The 19,931-nt window shown below is 44.5% G+C and carries 11 protein-coding genes; 3 read left to right on the forward strand and 8 right to left on the reverse strand.

Annotated elements, in window-relative coordinates:
- Positions 1–606: 606 nt before the first annotated feature.
- Together G9Q97_RS06920 and G9Q97_RS06925 are read left to right on the forward strand one after the other, a co-directional pair.
- The gene (locus tag G9Q97_RS06920) at positions 607–1,983 is read left to right on the forward strand and encodes an arylsulfatase B (protein ID WP_166144527.1); all 1,377 of its coding nucleotides are present in this window, start codon (positions 607–609) and stop codon (positions 1,981–1,983) included.
- Between the two features lie 43 nt (positions 1,984–2,026).
- The gene (locus G9Q97_RS06925) at positions 2,027–2,866 is read left to right on the forward strand and encodes a CPBP family intramembrane glutamic endopeptidase (RefSeq protein ID WP_166144530.1); all 840 of its coding nucleotides are present in this window, start codon (positions 2,027–2,029) and stop codon (positions 2,864–2,866) included.
- 37 nt (positions 2,867–2,903) lie between these two features.
- Here the strand turns inward: G9Q97_RS06925 and G9Q97_RS06930 are convergent, their stop codons facing one another.
- The 4 genes from G9Q97_RS06930 to G9Q97_RS06945 form a co-directional block, all read right to left on the reverse strand.
- Positions 2,904–4,310 carry a sulfatase gene (locus G9Q97_RS06930; RefSeq protein WP_166144533.1) on the reverse strand — a complete coding sequence of 469 codons (1,407 nt, stop codon included), beginning with the start codon at positions 4,308–4,310 and terminating at the stop codon, positions 2,904–2,906.
- 86 nt (positions 4,311–4,396) lie between these two features.
- Complete coding sequence (locus tag G9Q97_RS06935; RefSeq protein WP_166144536.1) at positions 4,397–5,761, reverse strand: Gfo/Idh/MocA family protein; 1,365 nt, start codon at positions 5,759–5,761, stop codon at positions 4,397–4,399.
- Between the two features lie 102 nt (positions 5,762–5,863).
- Positions 5,864–7,369 carry a RagB/SusD family nutrient uptake outer membrane protein gene (locus G9Q97_RS06940; protein ID WP_394352977.1) on the reverse strand — a complete coding sequence of 502 codons (1,506 nt, stop codon included), beginning with the start codon at positions 7,367–7,369 and terminating at the stop codon, positions 5,864–5,866.
- 85 nt (positions 7,370–7,454) lie between these two features.
- Entirely contained in the window at positions 7,455–10,664 is a 3,210-nt protein-coding gene (locus G9Q97_RS06945) for a SusC/RagA family TonB-linked outer membrane protein (protein ID WP_166144542.1), read from the reverse strand.
- 584 nt (positions 10,665–11,248) lie between these two features.
- Between G9Q97_RS06945 and G9Q97_RS06950 the strand changes: the two genes are divergently transcribed.
- Entirely contained in the window at positions 11,249–11,491 is a 243-nt protein-coding gene (locus G9Q97_RS06950; protein WP_166144545.1) for a hypothetical protein, read from the forward strand.
- Positions 11,492–11,620: 129 nt separating this feature from the next.
- On the opposite strand, the gene G9Q97_RS06955 is transcribed toward G9Q97_RS06950, so the two are convergent.
- The 4 genes from G9Q97_RS06955 to G9Q97_RS06970 form a co-directional block, all read right to left on the reverse strand.
- Positions 11,621–13,948, reverse strand: coding sequence for a PSD1 and planctomycete cytochrome C domain-containing protein (locus G9Q97_RS06955; protein ID WP_166144548.1), 2,328 nt, complete (start codon positions 13,946–13,948; stop codon positions 11,621–11,623).
- Between the two features lie 143 nt (positions 13,949–14,091).
- Complete coding sequence (locus G9Q97_RS06960; protein WP_166144551.1) at positions 14,092–15,630, reverse strand: arylsulfatase; 1,539 nt, start codon at positions 15,628–15,630, stop codon at positions 14,092–14,094.
- A gap of 23 nt (positions 15,631–15,653) precedes the next feature.
- The gene (locus G9Q97_RS06965; protein ID WP_166144554.1) at positions 15,654–18,260 is read right to left on the reverse strand and encodes an alkaline phosphatase D family protein; all 2,607 of its coding nucleotides are present in this window, start codon (positions 18,258–18,260) and stop codon (positions 15,654–15,656) included.
- A gap of 5 nt (positions 18,261–18,265) precedes the next feature.
- The gene (locus G9Q97_RS06970; protein ID WP_166144557.1) at positions 18,266–19,900 is read right to left on the reverse strand and encodes a RagB/SusD family nutrient uptake outer membrane protein; all 1,635 of its coding nucleotides are present in this window, start codon (positions 19,898–19,900) and stop codon (positions 18,266–18,268) included.
- Between the last annotated feature and the right edge of the window lie 31 nt (positions 19,901–19,931).

Raw genomic sequence — 19,931 nt, forward strand, 5'->3', positions numbered from 1 at the left:
ATATGGTGAAACAAAATTACCAACCACAAATTTCTCCAATTAACAAAAATAAAATCTACTCTTGTCCCTCTTTTATGCTCTTCTATTCCTTATATGGTTTCCCATTTTTTTAAAACCATAGAAGGCATATAAGGAATTTTAAGCATTTGCTAGACCATAAAAAAAATCTCTGCTCTTCTATGGTGAAACAAAATTACCAACCACAAATTTCTCCAATTAACAAAAATAAAATCTACTCTTGTCCCTCTTTTATGCTCTTCTATTCCTTATATGGTTTCCCATTTTTTTAAAACCATAGAAGGCATATAAGGGATGATAAGGATTTGGTTGGACCCATGAAAAAATCCCTGAAAACCTATACCCTGCTGTGGTGAGACAAAGTGGCCAACCAAAATCTTCGCCTGTTAACCAAAATAAGATCAAGCCTTACCCCTCTTATATGTTCTTCTATTCCTTATATGGTTCTCCTTTTTTTATAACCATAGCAGCCATATAAGGGATGATAAGGTTTCGTTTAGACCCATGAAAAAAACCTAAAAATATATACCCTTCTGTGGTTAAACCATTGCCAACTTTACAATTCTTATGTAATTTGAATGTTCATTAATGAATAAACCCAAGATGATTTTCTTTAAATTCCTTTTTATCCACATTTTCCCCATTCTGGCAGCTGCCTTGATTTGGTCTGAACGAGGCTTTGAAAAGAAGGCAAGCCCTCCTGGCAAACCCAATATCCTGTTCATCTTACCCGATGACCTGGGTTGGGCTGATGTGGGTTACCATGGCTCTGATATCAAAACACCAAATATTGATAGGCTGGCCAGGTCAGGGAAGATTTTGAGCCAGCATTATGTCATGCCAACCTGTACGCCCACCCGTGTCAGCCTGATGACGGGTAAGTATCCCAGCCGGTATGGTGTTCTGGCCCCGGCTTATGGAGAGGTCATTGATCTGGGTGATCCTACCCTTGCTTCCTTATTGGCCGAAAATGGGTATTATACCGCTATTGCCGGAAAGTGGCACATGGGTTCCCCGCCGTACACCCCCTTAAAATACGGGTTTCAATCTTCATATGGCTACTTTGATGGACAAATAGATCCCTATACCCATGAATACAAAACCGAAACCGAACTGACAGAACGCAGGTCATGGCACCGAAATGATGAATACCTGGATGAAAGTGGCAGCCATGTGACCGATCTGCTCACCGCGGAGGCCATCCGTATTATCGAGGAGGACAGGGACCAACCCTTTTTCCTTTATGTAACCCACCATGTTCCCCATTCTCCCCTATCCGAGCCTGAAAAATACCATAAGCTGTACAAGGACGATGTGCTGATGCATCCCTCCCGCCGGTTGTTTGCGGCAGCGGTCAGCCACCTGGATGAAAGCATAGGCCAGATCATCGATGCCCTGGAACGTACAGGCAAAAGAGAAAATACGCTGATTGTATTTGTCAGTGACAATGGCGCCCAGCAAAGCTGGCAAAGTAAGACCGAATATGAAGGCCGGTATGCAGATGATCCTCATCTGGTTTTGGGCAATAATTATCCGCTAAGGGGATGGAAAGGAAGTTTATACGAGGGAGGCATAAGGGTGCCTGGTTTTATCAATTGGCCGGGGCATTTGGAACCGGGCATCGTTGATTTTCCCATCCACGTTTCCGATTGGTTGCCCACGCTTTGCAAACTCACAGGTTTTGAAAATGGAATACCCCAGGATGTGGACGGCAAGGACATTTGGCAAAATATTGTCATTGAGGGGAAAGAGCAGGTAAAGGCGTCGCCCATGTATTGGAAAATCAGGGGGACTCATGCAGTCAGACAGGGTGATTGGAAATTACTCCTTCATGGGAAAAATAAAATAGAACTTTACAACCTGAAAGAAGATTTCAGAGAGAGCCATAACCTGAGTGAAGGGCATCCGGAAAAGGTGGAAGAAATGATGCTATTGCTGGAGGAATTTAAAAAAGATGACCGGTAAAAATCCTACTGCAACCACAAAAAAAAATCACTGATAAAAAGCTATGAATCATTTAAAGGAAACCCGGCACCTTGTTATTTTTTGTATACTGGCTCTTTTGGTTGGCTGGGTTGGACTAGGTGTAGACAGGCTTATACCTGATCAGAACGAAGAAGAGACCCTCGGTATGGCCATTTGGCTGGCCGGTCCATTACTTGTGGTGATTTTTCTGAGAACTTTTGCAGGTGATGGGTGGAAAGATGCAGGATTATATCCTAACCTGAAACATAACTTACGCTGGTATGGCATGGCCATGTTGATATTTCCTCTTGTAACCATAATTACTTTAATCATCGGAAAACTAACGGGATGGATTGATTTCTCCGGTTTCAATGTAAAGGCATATTTCTCCATCTTCACAGAACTATTTTTCATTAATATCATTAAAAATTTTTTTGAGGAGTCGGTCTGGAGGGGTTATCTCACCGCTAAACTTGTCAAAATCAGGCTTACCGACTTTTATATTTACGGAATTGCCGGACTGGTATGGGGTCTATGGCATGCCCCGTACTACCTTCATTTTCTATCGGACGAAACCATCTATGCGGTTTTGCCCGTGAACCGCTACCTTTTTATGGTTATTGCAGTGTTGAACATGGTGGTATGGACGGTAATGTTCACGGAAATATTCAGACTGACCCGGTCCATTTGGTCTGTTATATTACTTCATGCCATGGAGGATGCTTTGATCAACCACCTGATAATCGACGGCCATATACAGATCGCTGCACATAAGGAAATCTGGCTTTCACCGATATGCGGCGTTTTGCCAATGACACTTTATTTGATTATTGGATTATGGCTTAGGAAACAACGGTCAAAAAAAACCGTTTTCTTGAATTGAGGAAGTATTTGGATCCAAACTGGCAAGTCACTGATGCTTATTTACCGAATTTGGCATTAAGCTGCTTTTTCAAATTATTTTGAATTTCCTGATATTCAGGGTGCCCTGCCAGGTTGTTGTACTCTCTGGGATCATGGTCATGGTCGTATAGCTGTGCGCCTTTCTCACCCCCATCCCATTCAATGTACCGCCAGCGCTCAGTCCTTACCGCTCTTCCCATATAGGGTCCTGAATTTCTCCTAACCTGTGTGTATCCACCATGGTCCCAGGCTTTATCCGGATTTTTCAATAGCGCTGAAATATCACGACCCTGTAAATATTCAGGGGATTCTAAGCCACACAAAGCTGCCAAAGTCGGATAAAGGTCTACTAATTCTACCACCCGCTCACAAACTTTGCCATTTCCCTCCTTACCCGGTGCCGCAATCAGCAGGGGAACCCGCGCAGATTCCTCAAAAAGGCTTTGCTTTTTCCATTGACCATGCTCCGAAAGGTGGTACCCGTGATCACTCCAAAACACCACAATGGTATTTTCTACAAGCCCCAAATCTTCCAGGGCATCCAAAAGCTTTCCTACCTGAGCGTCCATAAAGGTGGCTGAAGCATAATAGGCCCTGATCACTTGTTTTCGCTGATGCTCATCCAGCCCCCAATACAGGGGATTGGTCCAGAAGGCTGCCTGCGGAATATCATTAAAATGATCCTCTGGTTCGTCCGGAAGGACAATACTATCCAAAGGATACATATCAAAGTACTTCTTCGGGGCGATATATGGGCAATGAGGACGATAAAATCCTACTCCGATAAAAAAAGGCTTGTCTTTATTTTCTACCATTAACCTGATGGCCTCATCGGCGACCATCCCGTCTGTTTGTTCTGCATCAGTTCCTTCTGCTGCCAGCCAACTTAAAGAACTTCCCAACCCTCTGTTTGGGGTGAGGTTGATAAGTTTGTCTTCTTCCCATTTATCCCTGCCAATTGGATTGATGACCTGATTCCAGGATTTTGCATCATCCAAACCATTCGTGCCAATGTCCCCGGGCACCCCATAATGATAAATTTTCCCCACCCTTGCAGAAAAATATCCATTTTCCATGAAAAGTTCGGGTAATGTCGTGACAGTGGGAATAATGTCTCTAAAATCTGTTTTAAGATCAAAAACCTGAGTAGTGTCTGGTCGGAGTCCCGTCATTATCGACACCCTACTTTGGCTGCATTGAGGGTATTGGCAATAAGCTTTATTGAACTGCATTCCCATTTTTGCCAACCGATCCAGGTTGGGAGTTTTTACCAAATCATGCCCATAGCCGCTGATACCATTGTTGAGATCATCCGAAGCGATAAACAATACATTCATTTTTTTGGTCTCCCTGATTTCCTGAGCTTTCAAGGGGCCCAAAAATCCAATTAAAACCAATAGCTGAAAGCCTGCTTTTAAAGTCATAAGGCAATTTATTCACTATAATCAATAACCGCCATGGATAATTGGGGAAAAACCAAGAGTCCCCCAGGCATTAATTGTTCCATTGTCTAAACTTTCAGTTCCCAGCCATTTCTGTATTCCCTGGACAAATATTGGTTGGCAGCATCATGATTCAGGATTTTCAAATTGCTGGTATCCCATTCCAAAACTTCATTGGGTTGCCTGATGGCTACGGTACCCAAAATCACCGTTTCAGACATGGGGCCGGAAATGCCAAAATGACTTTCTGTATTGGTTTTTCCCAAACAGGCATCCACAAAATGATGGTAATGATCTCTTTCCTCCAGATTTGGTGGAGAAATCTGCTTAAATTTCTCTGCGGGAAGCAAAACAGGCATCTTGGTGTGCGGAATCAAAAGAGCGCCCTCAGTTCCAACGAGCATGGCAGATTCAGCAGGATAGTCTTCCACAGAAAACAATGCCCTGACCTCCTCGGGGGGATAAAATTCTCCATCGTACCAGTGAACCTTAAATTCGTTTGCTGCAGTCAGCTTATTTCCGGGAAATACCCAGGTGATGTGATTGCTTTGGGGCCAGGTATCCGCTCTTCGTGCAGGGGAATTCTCCCAGGAATCCTGCACTTTGGCCACCACCGATTTCGGAGCTTTCAAATCCAAACCTTTCCAAACCGCATCCAGGATATGGCATCCTATATCTCCGGACCATCCGGTACCAAAGTCCTGCCAGGCCCTCCATTTGGAAGGATGATAAATGGTTGGTGCATAAGGCCTCATCGGAGCTGTTCCAATAAACAAATCCCAATGAAGGTGCATGGGGGGATTCTCACCTCCTTCAGGCCTGGGCCCTTCAAAACGATAGGCCTCAGTTGCTCCAGGTCTGTTGGAGCAGAGGTAAACCTCCTTTATTTTACCGATATGGCCCTCTTTGATCCATTGAACGGCTGTCCGGTCACCCTTTCCGGAAGCATGCTGGGTACCCAACTGACTTACTATTCCAGCTTTTTGTGCTGCTTGTGTAAGTTTTCTGATTTCTGCCACATCATGGCACATGGGTTTCTGGCAATATACATGCTTGCCCATTTGAATGGATTGCATGGCAATGGAAAAATGGTTGTGGTCTGGGACACTCACATTGATGGCATCAAAATTCTCAGCCTCTTTTTCCAGCAATTCTCTCCAATCCGTATATTTTTTGGCATTAGGGATCGCATCTGCGGCCTTGTTCAAGTGGTTTTCATCCACATCACAAATGGCTACAATGTCCACATTCGGATGAGCTTTGAAACGGTTCAAATCATGCCAGCCCATACCTCCTACACCCACACAAACATGTCTTACCTTTTCTTGTTTTTTTGTGAACCCTGAATATTGGGATAGCAAGGGTGGGGTGAGTACAAAGAGCACAGACCGGTTTAAAAATTTTCTTCTGTTAATTTTTGATAATTGACTCATTTCAAAGGGTATTTTGGGTTAGATATTCAATATACAGTAAACTTCCCGATAAACCATTGTTTTTCGGGAAGTTTACATGTACTCTAGTTTATGATCAAAGAATTAAGGAAACCCCGGATTTTGAGGTTGAAGATTGGGGTTATTTTGCATTTCAGGCAAAGGATAAGGCATCAATAAATGCATGCTTTGCAATGTTTGATTGGAACTCAGGTTTTCATGTCCTACGAAATCATCAAAACCATTGGTAATTTCATTGTAGACTTTGCGGAGCCGTAACATATCAAACCAGGTTATTTGCTCATAGCACAACTCATGCCAACGCTCCCTCCAAACAGCTTCACGGAAGCTTGCGGTTGTAAATTCTCCCAGTGAAGGTGTCTCCAGTTGGGCACGGTCCCTGATCCTTTTCAAGCCTTCGTGTGCCAGGGCGTTTGGACCTCCCGCCTCGTTCTGGGCTTCTGCATGAATTAACAATACTTCGGCAAATCGAATCAGAGGTACATTTAAATTATTGGCTCTGTTTCCAGGATTTCCTTCAGATCCCAAAGCCCTTTGATTGAAATGTTTGAAAATATATGGTGCGCCCAAATCAAAGGGTTCTCCACTTCCATTGGTAAAATAACTGGTGTAGAAAAAACCTTCCTGATTGACAGCCCTCAGGTCACCTTCCTCATAAGAATTGTAAAACTCATTGGTAGGTACCGTGCTACCCGTACCGGATGGTCCCTGAAACGTAACCGGCTTGAAATTGGGAAACATGTTATTCATGGGATTACCGGCCACTACAATATTGTATTGCAACATAAATATATGCTCCAACAAGTTATCATTGGTTTCATCATGAAGATCTCCATAGCTGGGAAATAAATTGATTTGATTGGGATTGGCATTGGCATAATCTATGACTTCAGCTGATTTTTGTGCCGCCAACTGATAGTATTCGCTACCCATACTCAAGGGAAATCCAGCCATAGTCAGGTAAACTTTTGCCAATTGACTTTTTACAGCCGCAAGTGAGGCCCTTCCACTTGCATCCATCCAGGGAAGACCTGCTGCCTCTGCCGCTTTCAAATCATCCACAATCAGTTGATAAACCTGTGCTTGTGGAGACGGTGAAGGCCTGAAATTTTCTGAACTTGCTGTTTGTGGAGCAGTGATCAGGGGAATATCGCCCCAGAGTCGAACTGCATAGAAATAGGCCCATGCCCTCAAAAACTTTGCTTCACCAAGAATTTTTGTTTTTTGCGCTTCATCCATAGGGGTAATGGCAGGCACCTTGTCCAATACCAAATTCGCCTGTGCGATTACTTTGTACAAGCCATTCCACCAATTGATCACATGTTGGGTCCGCCCATCATAGATCAAACCATACAGATTATTTAAATCGGAATTTTGGGCGGTCTCAGTAGTTGAAGTTCCGGTGGGTGCCTCCAAAAGTTGCCATGTAGAGGAAAAAATTCCTCCGTCTCCTCCTATAAATCTGGTATCCGCATATACTGCGGCCAGAGCTGCTTCCGCATGATCCGGAATGGTATAAAAACTTTCCGGGGTAAGGTTAGAAGGATCTTCTTCACTCAGAAAATCCTGACAACCCGTCAAAACAGCCATGCCAAACAAACTTAGGCCTATATGGATCCAAAATCTTTTCTTTAATATATTTTTCATTTCTAGTTTCGTTAATGATCAGCTTAATTTACAATGCAACCTGAAGACCCAATAAATAGGTGGTTGGCTTAGGATAACTGTGCCAATTCATGCCCTGAGAAAACACATTGTTTCCGTCGCCTCCCCTGATCGGGGTCACTTCAGGGTCACCAATGATTTCATCTCCTGTGATCAGGAAGAAATTTTGGGTCGAAGTATACACCCTTAGCCTACTCAAACGAAGTCTATTTGCCACTTCAACGGGAAAGGTGTACCCTAATAGCAGGTTTCTACCACGTAAAAATGACGCATCTTTAACCCATCTGGAATCCACATTGGTTACATAACCTGCACGGGTGTCTCTGATTTCCGCCACCATGGAATTCTGGTTGTCCGGGGTCCAGGCATCCAGCACCGTGCGGTAGCTATTGGCAAGAGCTTGCCGGTCCTCGCTTGGGTGCAGGTTCATATCCAAAAGGTCGTTGCCATACATGTATTGCAGATCAATGGCAAGATCCCAGTTTCTAAACCTGATATTATTGGTCAATGCACCCCAGAATTTTGGGTTTCCATTTCCGATAATCATCCTGTCCGAATCATTGATGGCCTTATCTCCATTTACATCCAGGTACTTAATGTCTCCCGGAAGAATAGTCAATCCATTTCTATAACTTACGTACTCTGCGGCTTCACTTCTTTCGGATTCATTCCAGGTTCCAAGCCTTACCAAACCCCAGAAAGATCCTACGGGCTCTCCAACCCTGATAATATTGGTTTGGTTTGTGAAATTAGGCCCGCCTACACCGAAAATATCAGCAGGTGTAGCCAATGACAATACCTTATTCCGATTGGCAGAAAAATTAAAGCTACTATTCCAGGTGAAATCCGCTTTTTCAACAACCACTGCACTTAATGTGAGTTCAACCCCTTTGTTTTCCATTGAACCCACATTTCTTCTAATCGTGGCATACCCACTTGTTCTTGGAACCGGAGAATCCAATAACATGTCTGTCGTTTTTCTGTTATAGTAATCAAATTCCACGGTAAGCCGGTTTTGAAACAGACCAAGTTCTAAACCGATATCGGCCTGAGCCGTTTTTTCCCATCTAAGATCAGGATTAGCCAGTCGGTTGATACCTGTTCCTCCGACCTGGGTCTCATTCCAAATGGCCGAATAATTGGAGCTCAATAGGGAAAGTGAAGAATAGGGCGGGATCTCTGAGTTACCGGTAAGCCCATAACTGGTCCTCAATTTCAAATTGGAAATGGTACTGTTTCCCTTAAGAAAAGCTTCTTCGGACAACCTCCAGGCCAAAGCGGCAGAAGGGAAAATGGCGTATTTGTTGTTCTCACCGAATTTGGATGCCCCATCTGCCCTACCGGTTGCTGTAAATAGATATTTATCGTCCAGAATATAATTTATCCTCGCAAAATAGGAATTTAAAGCATGCCTTGAAGCATTGGAGCCAACCCGGGGAAGTTGTGAACCGGCTCCCAAGTTATTATACGTAAAGAAGTCCGTTGCAAAATTCTGGATACTGGCACTCATGCTGGAGTAAGTGTTTTCCTGCCAGGAAATACCCAATAAACCGGTAAAAGCATGTCTTTCTCCAAATACTTTATTATAGGTAAGGTAATTTTCCAAGGACCAGAAACTGTCCCTTTCCAAACTTTTAGATGCCGTGCCTGACTGGGCAATGGCTAAGGTCCGCGTGCTGGATTGGTTATTTTCCTGGGTTAAAATATTCACACCCAAAACGGTCCGCATTTCCAATCCTTCTGCAAATTTTATATTTGAATAAGCACTTCCCAAAGTCGTTTGGGTATTCAGAATATACTTTCTGCCATATAAGCGGTGCATGGAACTCATTGTGCCTTCCGCAAAAGGATAATCCCTGTTGTTTGCAAAAGTACCATCCTCATACCTTACGGGTAAAAACGGAAAATCCTCCACAATTTGTCTAGGTACTGCATCACTGACATCTACCAGATTTTCTGATTGGTTATTATAACTGATAGTACCCCCTACTTTCAACCATGGTTTAACCTGATCATCAATGGTGAAGCGGGTGGAATACCGGGTAAGGTAGGATGTTTTTAACAAGCCCTGATCATCCCGATAACCCAAAGACAAAGAATAGGTCGTCCTTTCGTTTCCTCCTGTAAATCCCAATTGGTGGTTTTGGGACAATTTATTTTGGGTCGTTTCATTCAACCAATTGGTATCGAACAAGGGGTTTCCCTGGCTGTCAAATACCCTGGGATCAGTTCGTCTAAGTGCAGGGTTCAGATAGGCCCATCTTCCGGCATTCCAACCCTCCGGGTCGTACTTTTCCATATTTCTCCAGGCAAGATCTTCCACAGCCATGTATTCTGCAGCATTCAATACCTCAGGTCTGTTTGGACCTATGGTATTCACGCTGAAATCTACATTATACGTCAGCGTTCCTTCACCAGATTTACCTTTTTTGGTGGTGATTAGGATTACTCCATTAGCACCTCTTGATCCATAAATGGCAGTAGAGGACGCATCTTTCAATACCTCAACAGACACGATGTCGTTAGGATTAATATAATCAATGGCATTACTGGCCTGAGCCTGGTTACTCATAGGAAGCTGGACACCATCCACCACATATAGCGGGTTATTTGAAGAGTTAATTGAACTGAATCCACGAATTCGGACATTGGTTCTACCACCGGGCCGTCCCGAATTCACGTTTACCTGAACACCCGCAACCCTGCCAGCCAGTGCCTGATTCAGAGATGGGGAAGGACGCTCGTTTAATTCCGCTTCTCCTACTGAACCCACCGAACCTGTCAGATCTGACTTTTTCTGTGTTCCATAACCAATCACCACAACCTCTTCCAGTGCGGAAGAATCCTGATTTAACCGAATGGTCAATTCTGTCTGATTGGTTATTTTAATGGTTTGGGACTGATAACCGATGTAAGAAATCACCAAAGTGGCTTCTTCAGGCACGGTGATGGAAAACTTGCCATCTAAATCTGTGACTGTTCCTCTACTCGTTCCTTGGATAGATATAGTAGCACCGGGCATAGGAAGCCCATTTTCATCCAAAACTGTTCCTGTTATGGAAACGTCCTCTTCAAGTTGCCCGGATTTAAGTTCCTTGTTTATCACCTCTGAAGCCTGGACCGATTGGCCCCATAACAACAGGATGATTAAGGGCAAATACAGGACATAAACTGCCCTGTGCAGCAGGTTTCTTCCTGCTTTTGGTAATTTGTTTTTCATTTTAGATTGGGTTTTTGATGATTGATTAATTGCTACAGTGCCCATTCTCAAAGAAATTGGGAGTCACTGTTAATGGAAAAGACTTTGAAAATCTTTCACCTTGAATGGATTCAGGAACTGTTCGCTATTTTCATCTGGATAAATTGGATTATGGTTAATAAATAAAAATCAAAACATCCCCGATCCGGTTGAAAACCTGCCCAGGGCAAAATTAAACCACTCTTTAACCGCCAAACCTTTAAGGTTTCATTTTAATCTTCCTGGTGTTAAGACCTTTCTTCTGAAACCCAAAAAGATTTTTACTAATGATCAATTGATTAACAGAATATACTATGGATTCATTGTCCCTGATCAAACTTTTAGCAATACTACTGCTATCGGAGTTTTAGGGTGGAACAGGTTGCTGGTTGTCAGTTGGTCAGGAGGTTAAATAATTAAAATTGCAAGTAAAATTCAAACCTGTATATGCGCATTTTACAAACTTTATATTTCACAACAATTTTGATATGTAAAATATAAGTTTTTAAAAATAAAAAATAACAAAACAAATTCCAATACTAAACGGCTTAAATATTTTTTTTAATGTGAAAAATAAAGACCTGGAATGTTTGTTCCAATTAGATGAATTTCCCATCAATACCAATAAGGACCAGTGGCCTTTATTCGGCTTTTCCTGGGAAAGTTTTGAACTGGTGGATAATTTTTTGGAAAGAAAAAATCCCCAATTGGGGATTTTATATTCATCGGGATTTAAATCCAGTTACCTGATTGGGTACAATTTTAGGCCCGGTCAAATTTATAGTATCAATCCCAAAACCTCAGCATGAGTAATTCCCTGTATTCTTTAAAAAAGGGATTTGCCTGGATTTCATTTTCTAAATCCTAAGCAGGATAGGAATCCCCAGTCCAGGCAAAGCTTAACCAGCAGGTAATAGTTTAAAGAAGGTCTGAGGTAATTAGGTCTTCGTTATGGCCTCTTCCAGGTTGTACAAGGCAATGAGTACCTGCATCAATGCTGCAGATTGTTTAGCTTGCTGTTCCTTTAACATAGGAAATTCCCCGACTTCCACTGCCACCTGTGCGACCTTGGGTTCAGCACTAAACCTGGCCAGTTCTTCTTCATAAAAGGCCAGCATCATTTCTTTTTCTTCCTTTTTAGGGATTCGGGATAAAATTCTGATAAAGGCTTCTTCTATGGCCGGTCCGGGGTTTTCATGGGTCTTGTTCAATCTTTCTGCCAGTACCCTTGAAGCCTCCAATACCATGGGGTCATTGAGCATGGCCAACGCCTGTAAGGGGGTATTGGTCCTGTTTCTTTCTACCTGACAAATGTCCCGGTTACTACCGTCAAAAATCAACAGGGATGGCGGGGGTAAGGTCAGCTTGATAAAGGTATAAATCCCTCTCCGGTACAATTTATCGCCCTTATCCTGACGGTAAACGTTCAATTCTCCTCTTCCAGAACTGGAAGCCTCCCACAAACCGGCAGGTTGGTAGGGTTTTACACTGGGTCCTCCAATCTCGGGAACCAATAAACCACTACTGGACAGCACAAAATCCCGAATAAGTTCGGCATGCAGACGAAGCCTGGGAAAGCGGGCCAAGTATACGTTTTCGGGGTCCAACTCCATGTGTTTGGGTTCCACCTGAGCAGATTGCCTGTAGGTAGCCGAACTGACAATCAGTCGAATAAGTCTTTTGATATCCCAGCCATGCTCCCTGAAATCCACTGCCAGCCAGTCCAAAAGTTCCGGATGGGTGGGTAATTTCCCCTGCATGCCAAAATCAGCTGATGAAGGCACCAAACCCTTTCCAAAGATCTCCTGCCAGATCAGATTGACAAATACCCGGGAAGTAAGCGGATGGTCATCTGCAAATGCCCATTTCGCCAAACCCAATCGATTCCTCGGTAATTCAGGGTCAAATGCCTTGATAACTCCCGGTGTGCCAGCCACTAAAGGCTCTCCAGTAGGCGCATCATAAACCCCCCTGTCCAAAACATAAGTTGGCCGGATAGAATCTTGCAAGTCCGCCATGATAGAAACAGCCACCCTGCTGGTATCCGGATGATTGACAAATGACAAAATATTTTTAGTGTCTTCTTCCTCTACCCAAATCAGTGGGGTTTTTGCCCTTACAGGAGATCCCGCTCCTCCTTCAAACCCCTTCTCCGGGGTATTGTTAAAAAAAGCATAAAGACTGAAATAATCCTTTTGCGAAACAGGATCATATTTATGATCATGGCATTGGGCACATTCCATGGTTATACCAAGGCTTACCTTGCTGAATGTGTTGGTTTTGTCCAGGGCATATTCTACCCTGTATTCTTCATGAATGACGCCTTCCTCCTCTGTAATTTTATGATTGCGATTAAATGCGGTGGCCAACAACTGCTCTTTACTGGGATTTGGAAGCAAGTCTCCTGCAAGTTGCCATGTCAAAAATTGGTCATAGGGCATGTTTTGGTTAAAAGCATGAATCACCCAGTCCCTATAGGGCCATTGCGTCCGAATATTGTCATTCTGATAGCCGAATGAATCAGCATATCTCGATATATCCAACCAAAGTAAAGCCATCCTCTCCCCAAAAGCCGGCTTCGCCAAATAATGGTCGATCATCTCCTCCCAGCTTTGCTCATTGTTCAAAAACCCCTTTACCTCTTCCACCTGCGGAGGAAGGCCTGTGAGATCCAAACTCAATCGCTTCAGCAGATAAGACTTCTCTGCTTCGGGGCTGGGCGAAAGACCGTTGGCTTTCATTCTAGCGAAAATAAAAGGATCAATTGGATTTTCAGACCAGCCTTCTTTGTCATTCTCAGGAAGATCCTGTTTTTCAGGAGGAACAAAGGCCCAGTGTTTTTCATATTTCCCTCCCTGATCGATCCACTTTTTGATCAGGTTTTTGTCATGCTCCGTTATTTTAAGATTGGATTCCGGAGGAGGCATCATTTGACCGGGATCTGTTGAAAAAATTCGTTGGATCAACATGGATTCTCTGGGATCTCCAGGAATGACTGCGTGTTTGCCGGGGTTCTCTTTCAGTGCTGCATAGGCGCCCTCTTCCGTATCCAGGCGTAATCCTGCCTCTCTCTTATTGGCATCCGGACCATGGCAGGCAAAACAATTATCAGATAAAATGGGTCTGATATGAAAATTGTAACTGATTACATCCGGAATTTCAGGATTGATTTTGGCTCCACCTTCCTGACAACCGTAAAGTAAAATACTGGCCAGTAATGGGGCAATCAAGCCCGCCAGCAAATATTGATACACTTTTAAATGCATGAGGACATTTGGTTAATAAGCAGCATAAGGTACCAAATATCCGTTAAATTCCCAATACAGAAATGGATTAGCGGGGCAATCCATAAAAAAATAAAATATTCCGGTGAAAAATTCCCTTAATCCAGAGCTTGTCCAGTTTGCTTTTACTTTGGTTCTTCTCCTAATGCTGCATACCTCCAGCGGGGATTGGTGGCCGGCACATGTGCTTCAGCAACAATAGCTTCCACTTTCCTGATAATCTCAGGATGATCGGCAGCCAGGTCATTGCTTTCCAAAAGATCATTACTCAGGTCAAATAGTTGCCATTCCGATTCCCCATCGTGTATATTTAGCCTCAGGGCTTTCCAATTTCCTATCCTGACAGCCATCTGACCGCCATAGGAAGGGAATTCCCAATACAAGTATTCGTGCTCTTTTTGATCCTCTCCAATTAAGGTTGGTAGAAAGCTGACACCATCTGAATCGTAGGTTTCCTCTGCTCCGGCAATTTCAGCCAAAGTAGGCATTACGTCATAAAATACAGAAGCATGGTCACTTTGGGTTCCTTTCTTGATTTTTGCCGGCCAGGAAGCAATCATGGGTACCCTGATTCCTCCTTCATAAAGGTAACCTTTACCATAACCACTTTCCTCTCTGAAAATCCCTGCGCTATTAAACCAGGGTGAATCCGTACCCCCATTGAAGGTGGGGCCATTGTCTGAGGTGAAAATAATCAGGGTATTGTCGTATATCCCCTGGTCTTTAAGCTGTTGTACCAAATTACCTACCTGCTCATCCAGGTAGCTGACCATGGCCGCATAAGTCGCCCTTGGATGTCGGGCCGGAAAATAAGACCTTTCACCCAGGTAGGGATCCTCCTCACCAAATTTGTTCACATAATAATCGATCCATTTTTCTGGGGCCTGCAGGGGAACATGCGGAATAGGTGTAGCCCAATAGAGGAAAAACGGAGAATCAGTCTCTTCCTTTACAAATTCCTGAATGCGTTTAAACATCTCTTCTGGTGCATAATCGGTAAGAAAGTAATCAGCATAGCTTTCTTCGGAATAGGGATCCGCCCCTTCAGGCAAGCGGGTATTTGGTGGAATGGTATCATTGTTCAAATATACCCGCCGGTCATTTTCCCAAAGGTGTACAGGGTATAAGGTGTGCGCCTGCCTTTGGCAATTGTAGCCGAAAAAATAATCAAAGCCCTGCTTATTGGGTACCCCAACCGTATGTGGGGCTCCCAGGCCCCACTTTCCTACGATTGCCGTAGTATATCCCGCTCCCTGCAGGAGAGAACCCAAAGTAGTGGTTCCCTCCTTTATGGGGCGCTGCCCTTCCAGGGTAGAATCGGCAAGCATGGCCATGTAATTCCATACGTCACCCCTATCTCCCCATTCGTCATTTCCCCTCACCTGCGCCCTGCCACTGTGCTGGCCTGTAAGTAGTACCGCCCTGGCAGGTGCGCATACTGGAGCGCCAGAATAATGTTGGGTAAACAACATCCCGCTGGCAGCCAGGGCATCGATGTGAGGCGTCTCAATCTTTTCCTGCCCATAACAGCCCAAATCCCCGTAACCCAAATCATCAGCCAAAATGTAAATGATATTGGGTGGGCTTTGGGGCCGATCCTTTTCCGGTGAACAGGCGAAGAAAAGGACAGCAGTCAAGGGTAGGAAGATCAATCGGAATGTCATGGAATATTTAAATTTGGCAATAATTAAACCTGATAATTTACAAATAAGGTGTCTTTCTGATTCAGATCCAAAGCCAATCCCTGGAATAATTGTGCCCTATCCTGTCCATCTTCCCATACCTTTACCTGGTATTTGCTATCTTTAAATACTTTGGGCCGGAAAGTTTTTTCCCTTACCCTGAGCGCATAAACCAGTTCACCGCTTTCTTCATCCACCACCTCGATTATGGGATTGTGGCAATTTTTAAGGTCCAGGGCAGGCAGGGTACCTGCGCTTGCTTTGGCAAAATTATCCTCCTGGGCAATAGTAACAGGCCAACCTTCGAATTGACCATCGGGTTGTTTTTCAGGATCTACATACCTTGGCCAGCACTCCAGGTTAATCTTCTTTTGGGCTTTATCAAAAGTGACCAGGCCATATCCTGTGGACCGGTCATGAATCAAAGCCGGCTCCTGACCTGTTTTTCTGGGATTGGCCACCGCATGCACCGTCATTTTATTTCCGAAGCCATCATGAAAATTGCCCGTATAGGCAGGCTTTCCGGGAAGCCCTTCATGTTGATCACCGACAGGCGGCCACCAACGCCTGGGAAAGAGGTTATTTAACGCCGGACCGGCAAAGGCGTAACCTGCATCTCCAAATTCATCCACCCCATAATGAACTACAGAAGCAAGGTGTTGGTCGCCCGCCACGTGGAGTGCAAAGGCTTTCCGAATTATCCGCAAAGCTTCATCCCGGCCTTTTTGGGGCCAGCCATTGGAGTCCATGTCCGTGGTAGGAGCATCGCCAGTTACATAAACTCCGGGTTCGGGAATAGGAAGCCGGGGAACGATACTGTCAATGATGCTGCCTTCCGGTAGTGTGGCAACCGTGCAAAAATTTGTTTGAGACAGTACTGCCTTCATTTCAGCACCTTTGCTCCAATCGGTGGACCAGTGTTCTAAAAATTTCAGCTGTCTTTCACCCAAAAGCTGGGCATCCACATCGTAATGGGCTTTGATATCAAATTCACGATTCTGAATAAACCCATTCGTCACCATGGCCTCCTCAGGCAAAACATTCTTGGGTGCGGATTTGAATTTCCGATCCTCCAAAATGGCAAAACTCACGCCCCCATATACCCAATCTGTGTAATAGGTACCTATGCCCTGTTTGACCGGAGTAGGGTCAAAAGGATCTGGCAAATGACCGGTCTGAGTCAACTGCACCATGTTTACCCATTCAGGGGGCATTTTGTACCCACCCTGGTCCTGGGCCACATAGCCCCATCCCTCATCGGTGGGGGCATTTTTGCCGGCTTCTCCCCAAACATTGCCATGGTACACATCATGGTCGTCTGGAATAAAGGCACTGGGAATGTGGCGGAAAATTTCCCGGTATGACCAGCCAAACATGTACCATTTGCGCAGGTAATCGAGGCTGGATTTTTCCAGGGGAGCGGTCTGAATGCCGAATCCACCAGTACTTTCATAAAACTGATCGCCCAGAAAAACAGCCAGGTCGGGCTGGTGTTTCAGGGAATGGATGCTGACCTCCTGATCCGGAAACCCATAATCTGCATTACAGCTGAAAACGGCCATCTTGACCTGATCCATATCGGTTGGCTCTTTGGCAATGGTTCCGGTATAATAATAGGAACTGTTGCCTGTTTTCAAAGGCAGGTCCAGTTTGACCCGGTATGGGGTAGCCTTTTCGGCTTGCCAGTGTTCCTGTCTGAAATGGGCCACTCTGCCCAAAGGATCTGGCATGGCTTCCTGCAAGGTCTCCCACTGACCATTTTGCCAGACCTGAAGACTGAGCTGAAGCCCGCTGATTCCGTCTACCGGCGTCAGCTGAGCTGCCAATTTAAGTGTTCCGTCATGCAGGGTATACTGGGCAAAACAGATTGGTCCAAAGGCCTGAGCTCCGTCAGCTGAAATTTTGTCTCCGGATATTTGCCAGCCGGAAAAAGCCACCGATGGGGAGCCTGTGTTTTCCAAAGGAAAATGAGACACCAGAGCCAGATTCCCTTCCCATGTAGCCTTGGGTTGCGTATAGGTCAACATGGCCAGCAATTTACCATTTTCTGAATGCTGGGCTTTCAATTGGAGTTCATTACCGACTCCTTCCAGTTTGAGGGTGATTTCAGCATCAAGGGAGAGCTGTTGGCTGCCTGTTTTTTCTCCAATAAAAAGATAGCCCTGTCCGTTGATCCCCGCATCGAGTCCCTGGCCAAAAACTGCTGCAGAGCGGTAATCTTCAAATTTGCCTTTGGCTGCCAGCCGAAAACCGGCATAGGCTTCCTGGATTCCTTTGCCTGCTGCATTCAGCCATTCCATGCTGACCTGCAGGGAAAAATTTCCGGAACCGGAACCCATTTGATGGGTAAGGCAATGGAGCGAGCGATTTTTATCGGAGATGACACAAACGGCACGTCCCTGACGGATTTCCCAATCCTGCAATCTGTTGCCCCAATATTCCGGCCCTACCCAGGGCATATCCGGCCATTGCTGCCATTGACTGGCAAAATTGGAGGAGGCTATATTGCTTTTTACTTTTGGTGCTGGCACGAAACCTGCTGTGCTGCCCAACAGCAAGTGGGGTGTAACAGATCCCAGGGCGATTGCTTTTACTGCATGTCTTCTTTTCATGATATCTATTCTGCCAATTTTGGGTTAATGTTGGTTTCTGACTCAGGAATAGGCCATTGGTAATCGCCTGGCCTGAAATTTTTGGTAGTAACATACCACCTGGATTGAGGGTCCAATTTAATGGAAGTAGTTGGATATCTCACTGAATTGGGAAAAGGTGCCCCCCAAAAATCACCATTTAACACTTCCTCCCCTATTTCCCAACGGAAAATATCCCATAAGCGGGTACCTTCAAATGCCAATTCAATTCTGCGCTCCCTTCTAAGCATATCCCGAAGAAGATCCGGGTTAGTTTCTGTAATAGGGGGCAAATTTACTGATTCTCTTCCTCTGACCAGATTAATGGTTTGATCCAGTAAGTCTTGGGTAATGGGATTTCCGGCTTCAAGCTCTGCCTCCAGGTAACTCAACAAAACCTCGGCATACCGGATAACCGGGATATTTCCACCATAGTCATTTCTTAAATTCCCACTAAAAGTCTCATCAAAATATTTTCTAAACCCAAATCCTGTGCGGGTAGCTTGTTTGGAATAGGTCAGTTGATCAACGGATTGGGTAGAATCGGGATGACACACATATCTTCTTCCTTGGAAAGTTGATTCATTCCAAATAAATGTATCCCTAAATCTCTGATCCCTGTTGGCTCCCATATCCTCCTGAACAAACTTTGGGTCATCATAGGAAAAGGGGGTTCCATCATCAAAGCCATATTCCTCTGCCAGGCTTCCCAATGGATTGATGATATGCCAACCGCTGGACGCAGCAGGAAATGCATGCTGGGGCATGGCATTTGGGGCAAGGCCAGAAACAAATTGCACGCTGAAAATATTTTCTGCACTGTTTTCGTTTTCTGTGGTAAAGAGCGGCCCGTATTCCGAATCGATAATATTATCCCCATAATTGATGATTTGTTGGTATACTTCAGAGGCCTCATCAAATCTTTTCTCAGCCAGGTATAATCTGCCTAAAAAGGCCAGAGCCGCTTGTTTGCTTGCTCTACCAATTTCGGAATCAGGAATTTCGGAAAATCTGGGAAGTCCATTTACTGCTTCCGATAATTCCTGAATCACAAAGTCCACAATAACCGTCTTGCTTGATTTTTCAACGTTATTGGCTTCATCCGGTGTGAGTGTATTGGTAACCAAAGGAACATCTCCCCAAAACTGAGACAAATAAAAATACTGAGTTGCCCTAATAAACTTTGCTTCGCTTTTCATCCGCTGCAATTTTACTTCCGGCATATTGACATTATCAATATTTTCCAGAAAATCATTGGCAATGGCTATTCGCCTGTAGGAACCCTGCCAATAACCATTCACTACATTATTGTTTGGAAGCAGTGTTCCATCCGTCAACCGGTTATAGGTAGAATTGTCTCCGCGCCTGTCATAGGAATTATCTGTGGCAAATTCCAAAAAAACGATTCCACAGTAAGTCCACCAGTCTGAGGGTACTACCTGCGTTCCGTAATTTATATTTCCTCTGTACATTCCTGTTAAAGCTATCAAAGCATTGGATTCCGAAGTCCAGAATGTCCCACTGGCAAAGGCATCGGTGGGAAATTGCTCTAGTTTATCATCGCAGGAAATACCCGAAAGCAACAAGAGCGCGACGAACAATGGCTTATATATCGTTTTCATAAGATCAGTCCTTAAAATATTTGTATTCATT

Source organism: Cyclobacterium plantarum (assembly GCF_011290685.1).
Classification (GTDB): domain Bacteria; phylum Bacteroidota; class Bacteroidia; order Cytophagales; family Cyclobacteriaceae; genus Cyclobacterium; species Cyclobacterium plantarum.

What these genes read in the sequence shown, in the direction of transcription:
- G9Q97_RS06920 (WP_166144527.1), top strand. Translation starts at nt 607, where the DNA reads ATGAATAAACCCAAGATGATTTTCTTTAAATTCCTTTTTATCCACATT.
- G9Q97_RS06925 (WP_166144530.1), top strand. Translation starts at nt 2,027, where the DNA reads ATGAATCATTTAAAGGAAACCCGGCACCTTGTTATTTTTTGTATACTG.
- G9Q97_RS06930 (WP_166144533.1), bottom strand. Translation starts at nt 4,310, where the DNA reads ATGACTTTAAAAGCAGGCTTTCAGCTATTGGTTTTAATTGGATTTTTG.
- G9Q97_RS06935 (WP_166144536.1), bottom strand. Translation starts at nt 5,761, where the DNA reads ATGAGTCAATTATCAAAAATTAACAGAAGAAAATTTTTAAACCGGTCT.
- G9Q97_RS06940 (WP_394352977.1), bottom strand. Translation starts at nt 7,369, where the DNA reads ATGGCTGTTTTGACGGGTTGTCAGGATTTTCTGAGTGAAGAAGATCCT.
- G9Q97_RS06945 (WP_166144542.1), bottom strand. Translation starts at nt 10,664, where the DNA reads ATGAAAAACAAATTACCAAAAGCAGGAAGAAACCTGCTGCACAGGGCA.
- G9Q97_RS06955 (WP_166144548.1), bottom strand. Translation starts at nt 13,948, where the DNA reads ATGCATTTAAAAGTGTATCAATATTTGCTGGCGGGCTTGATTGCCCCA.
- G9Q97_RS06960 (WP_166144551.1), bottom strand. Translation starts at nt 15,630, where the DNA reads ATGACATTCCGATTGATCTTCCTACCCTTGACTGCTGTCCTTTTCTTC.
- G9Q97_RS06965 (WP_166144554.1), bottom strand. Translation starts at nt 18,260, where the DNA reads ATGAAAAGAAGACATGCAGTAAAAGCAATCGCCCTGGGATCTGTTACA.
- G9Q97_RS06970 (WP_166144557.1), bottom strand. Translation starts at nt 19,900, where the DNA reads ATGAAAACGATATATAAGCCATTGTTCGTCGCGCTCTTGTTGCTTTCG.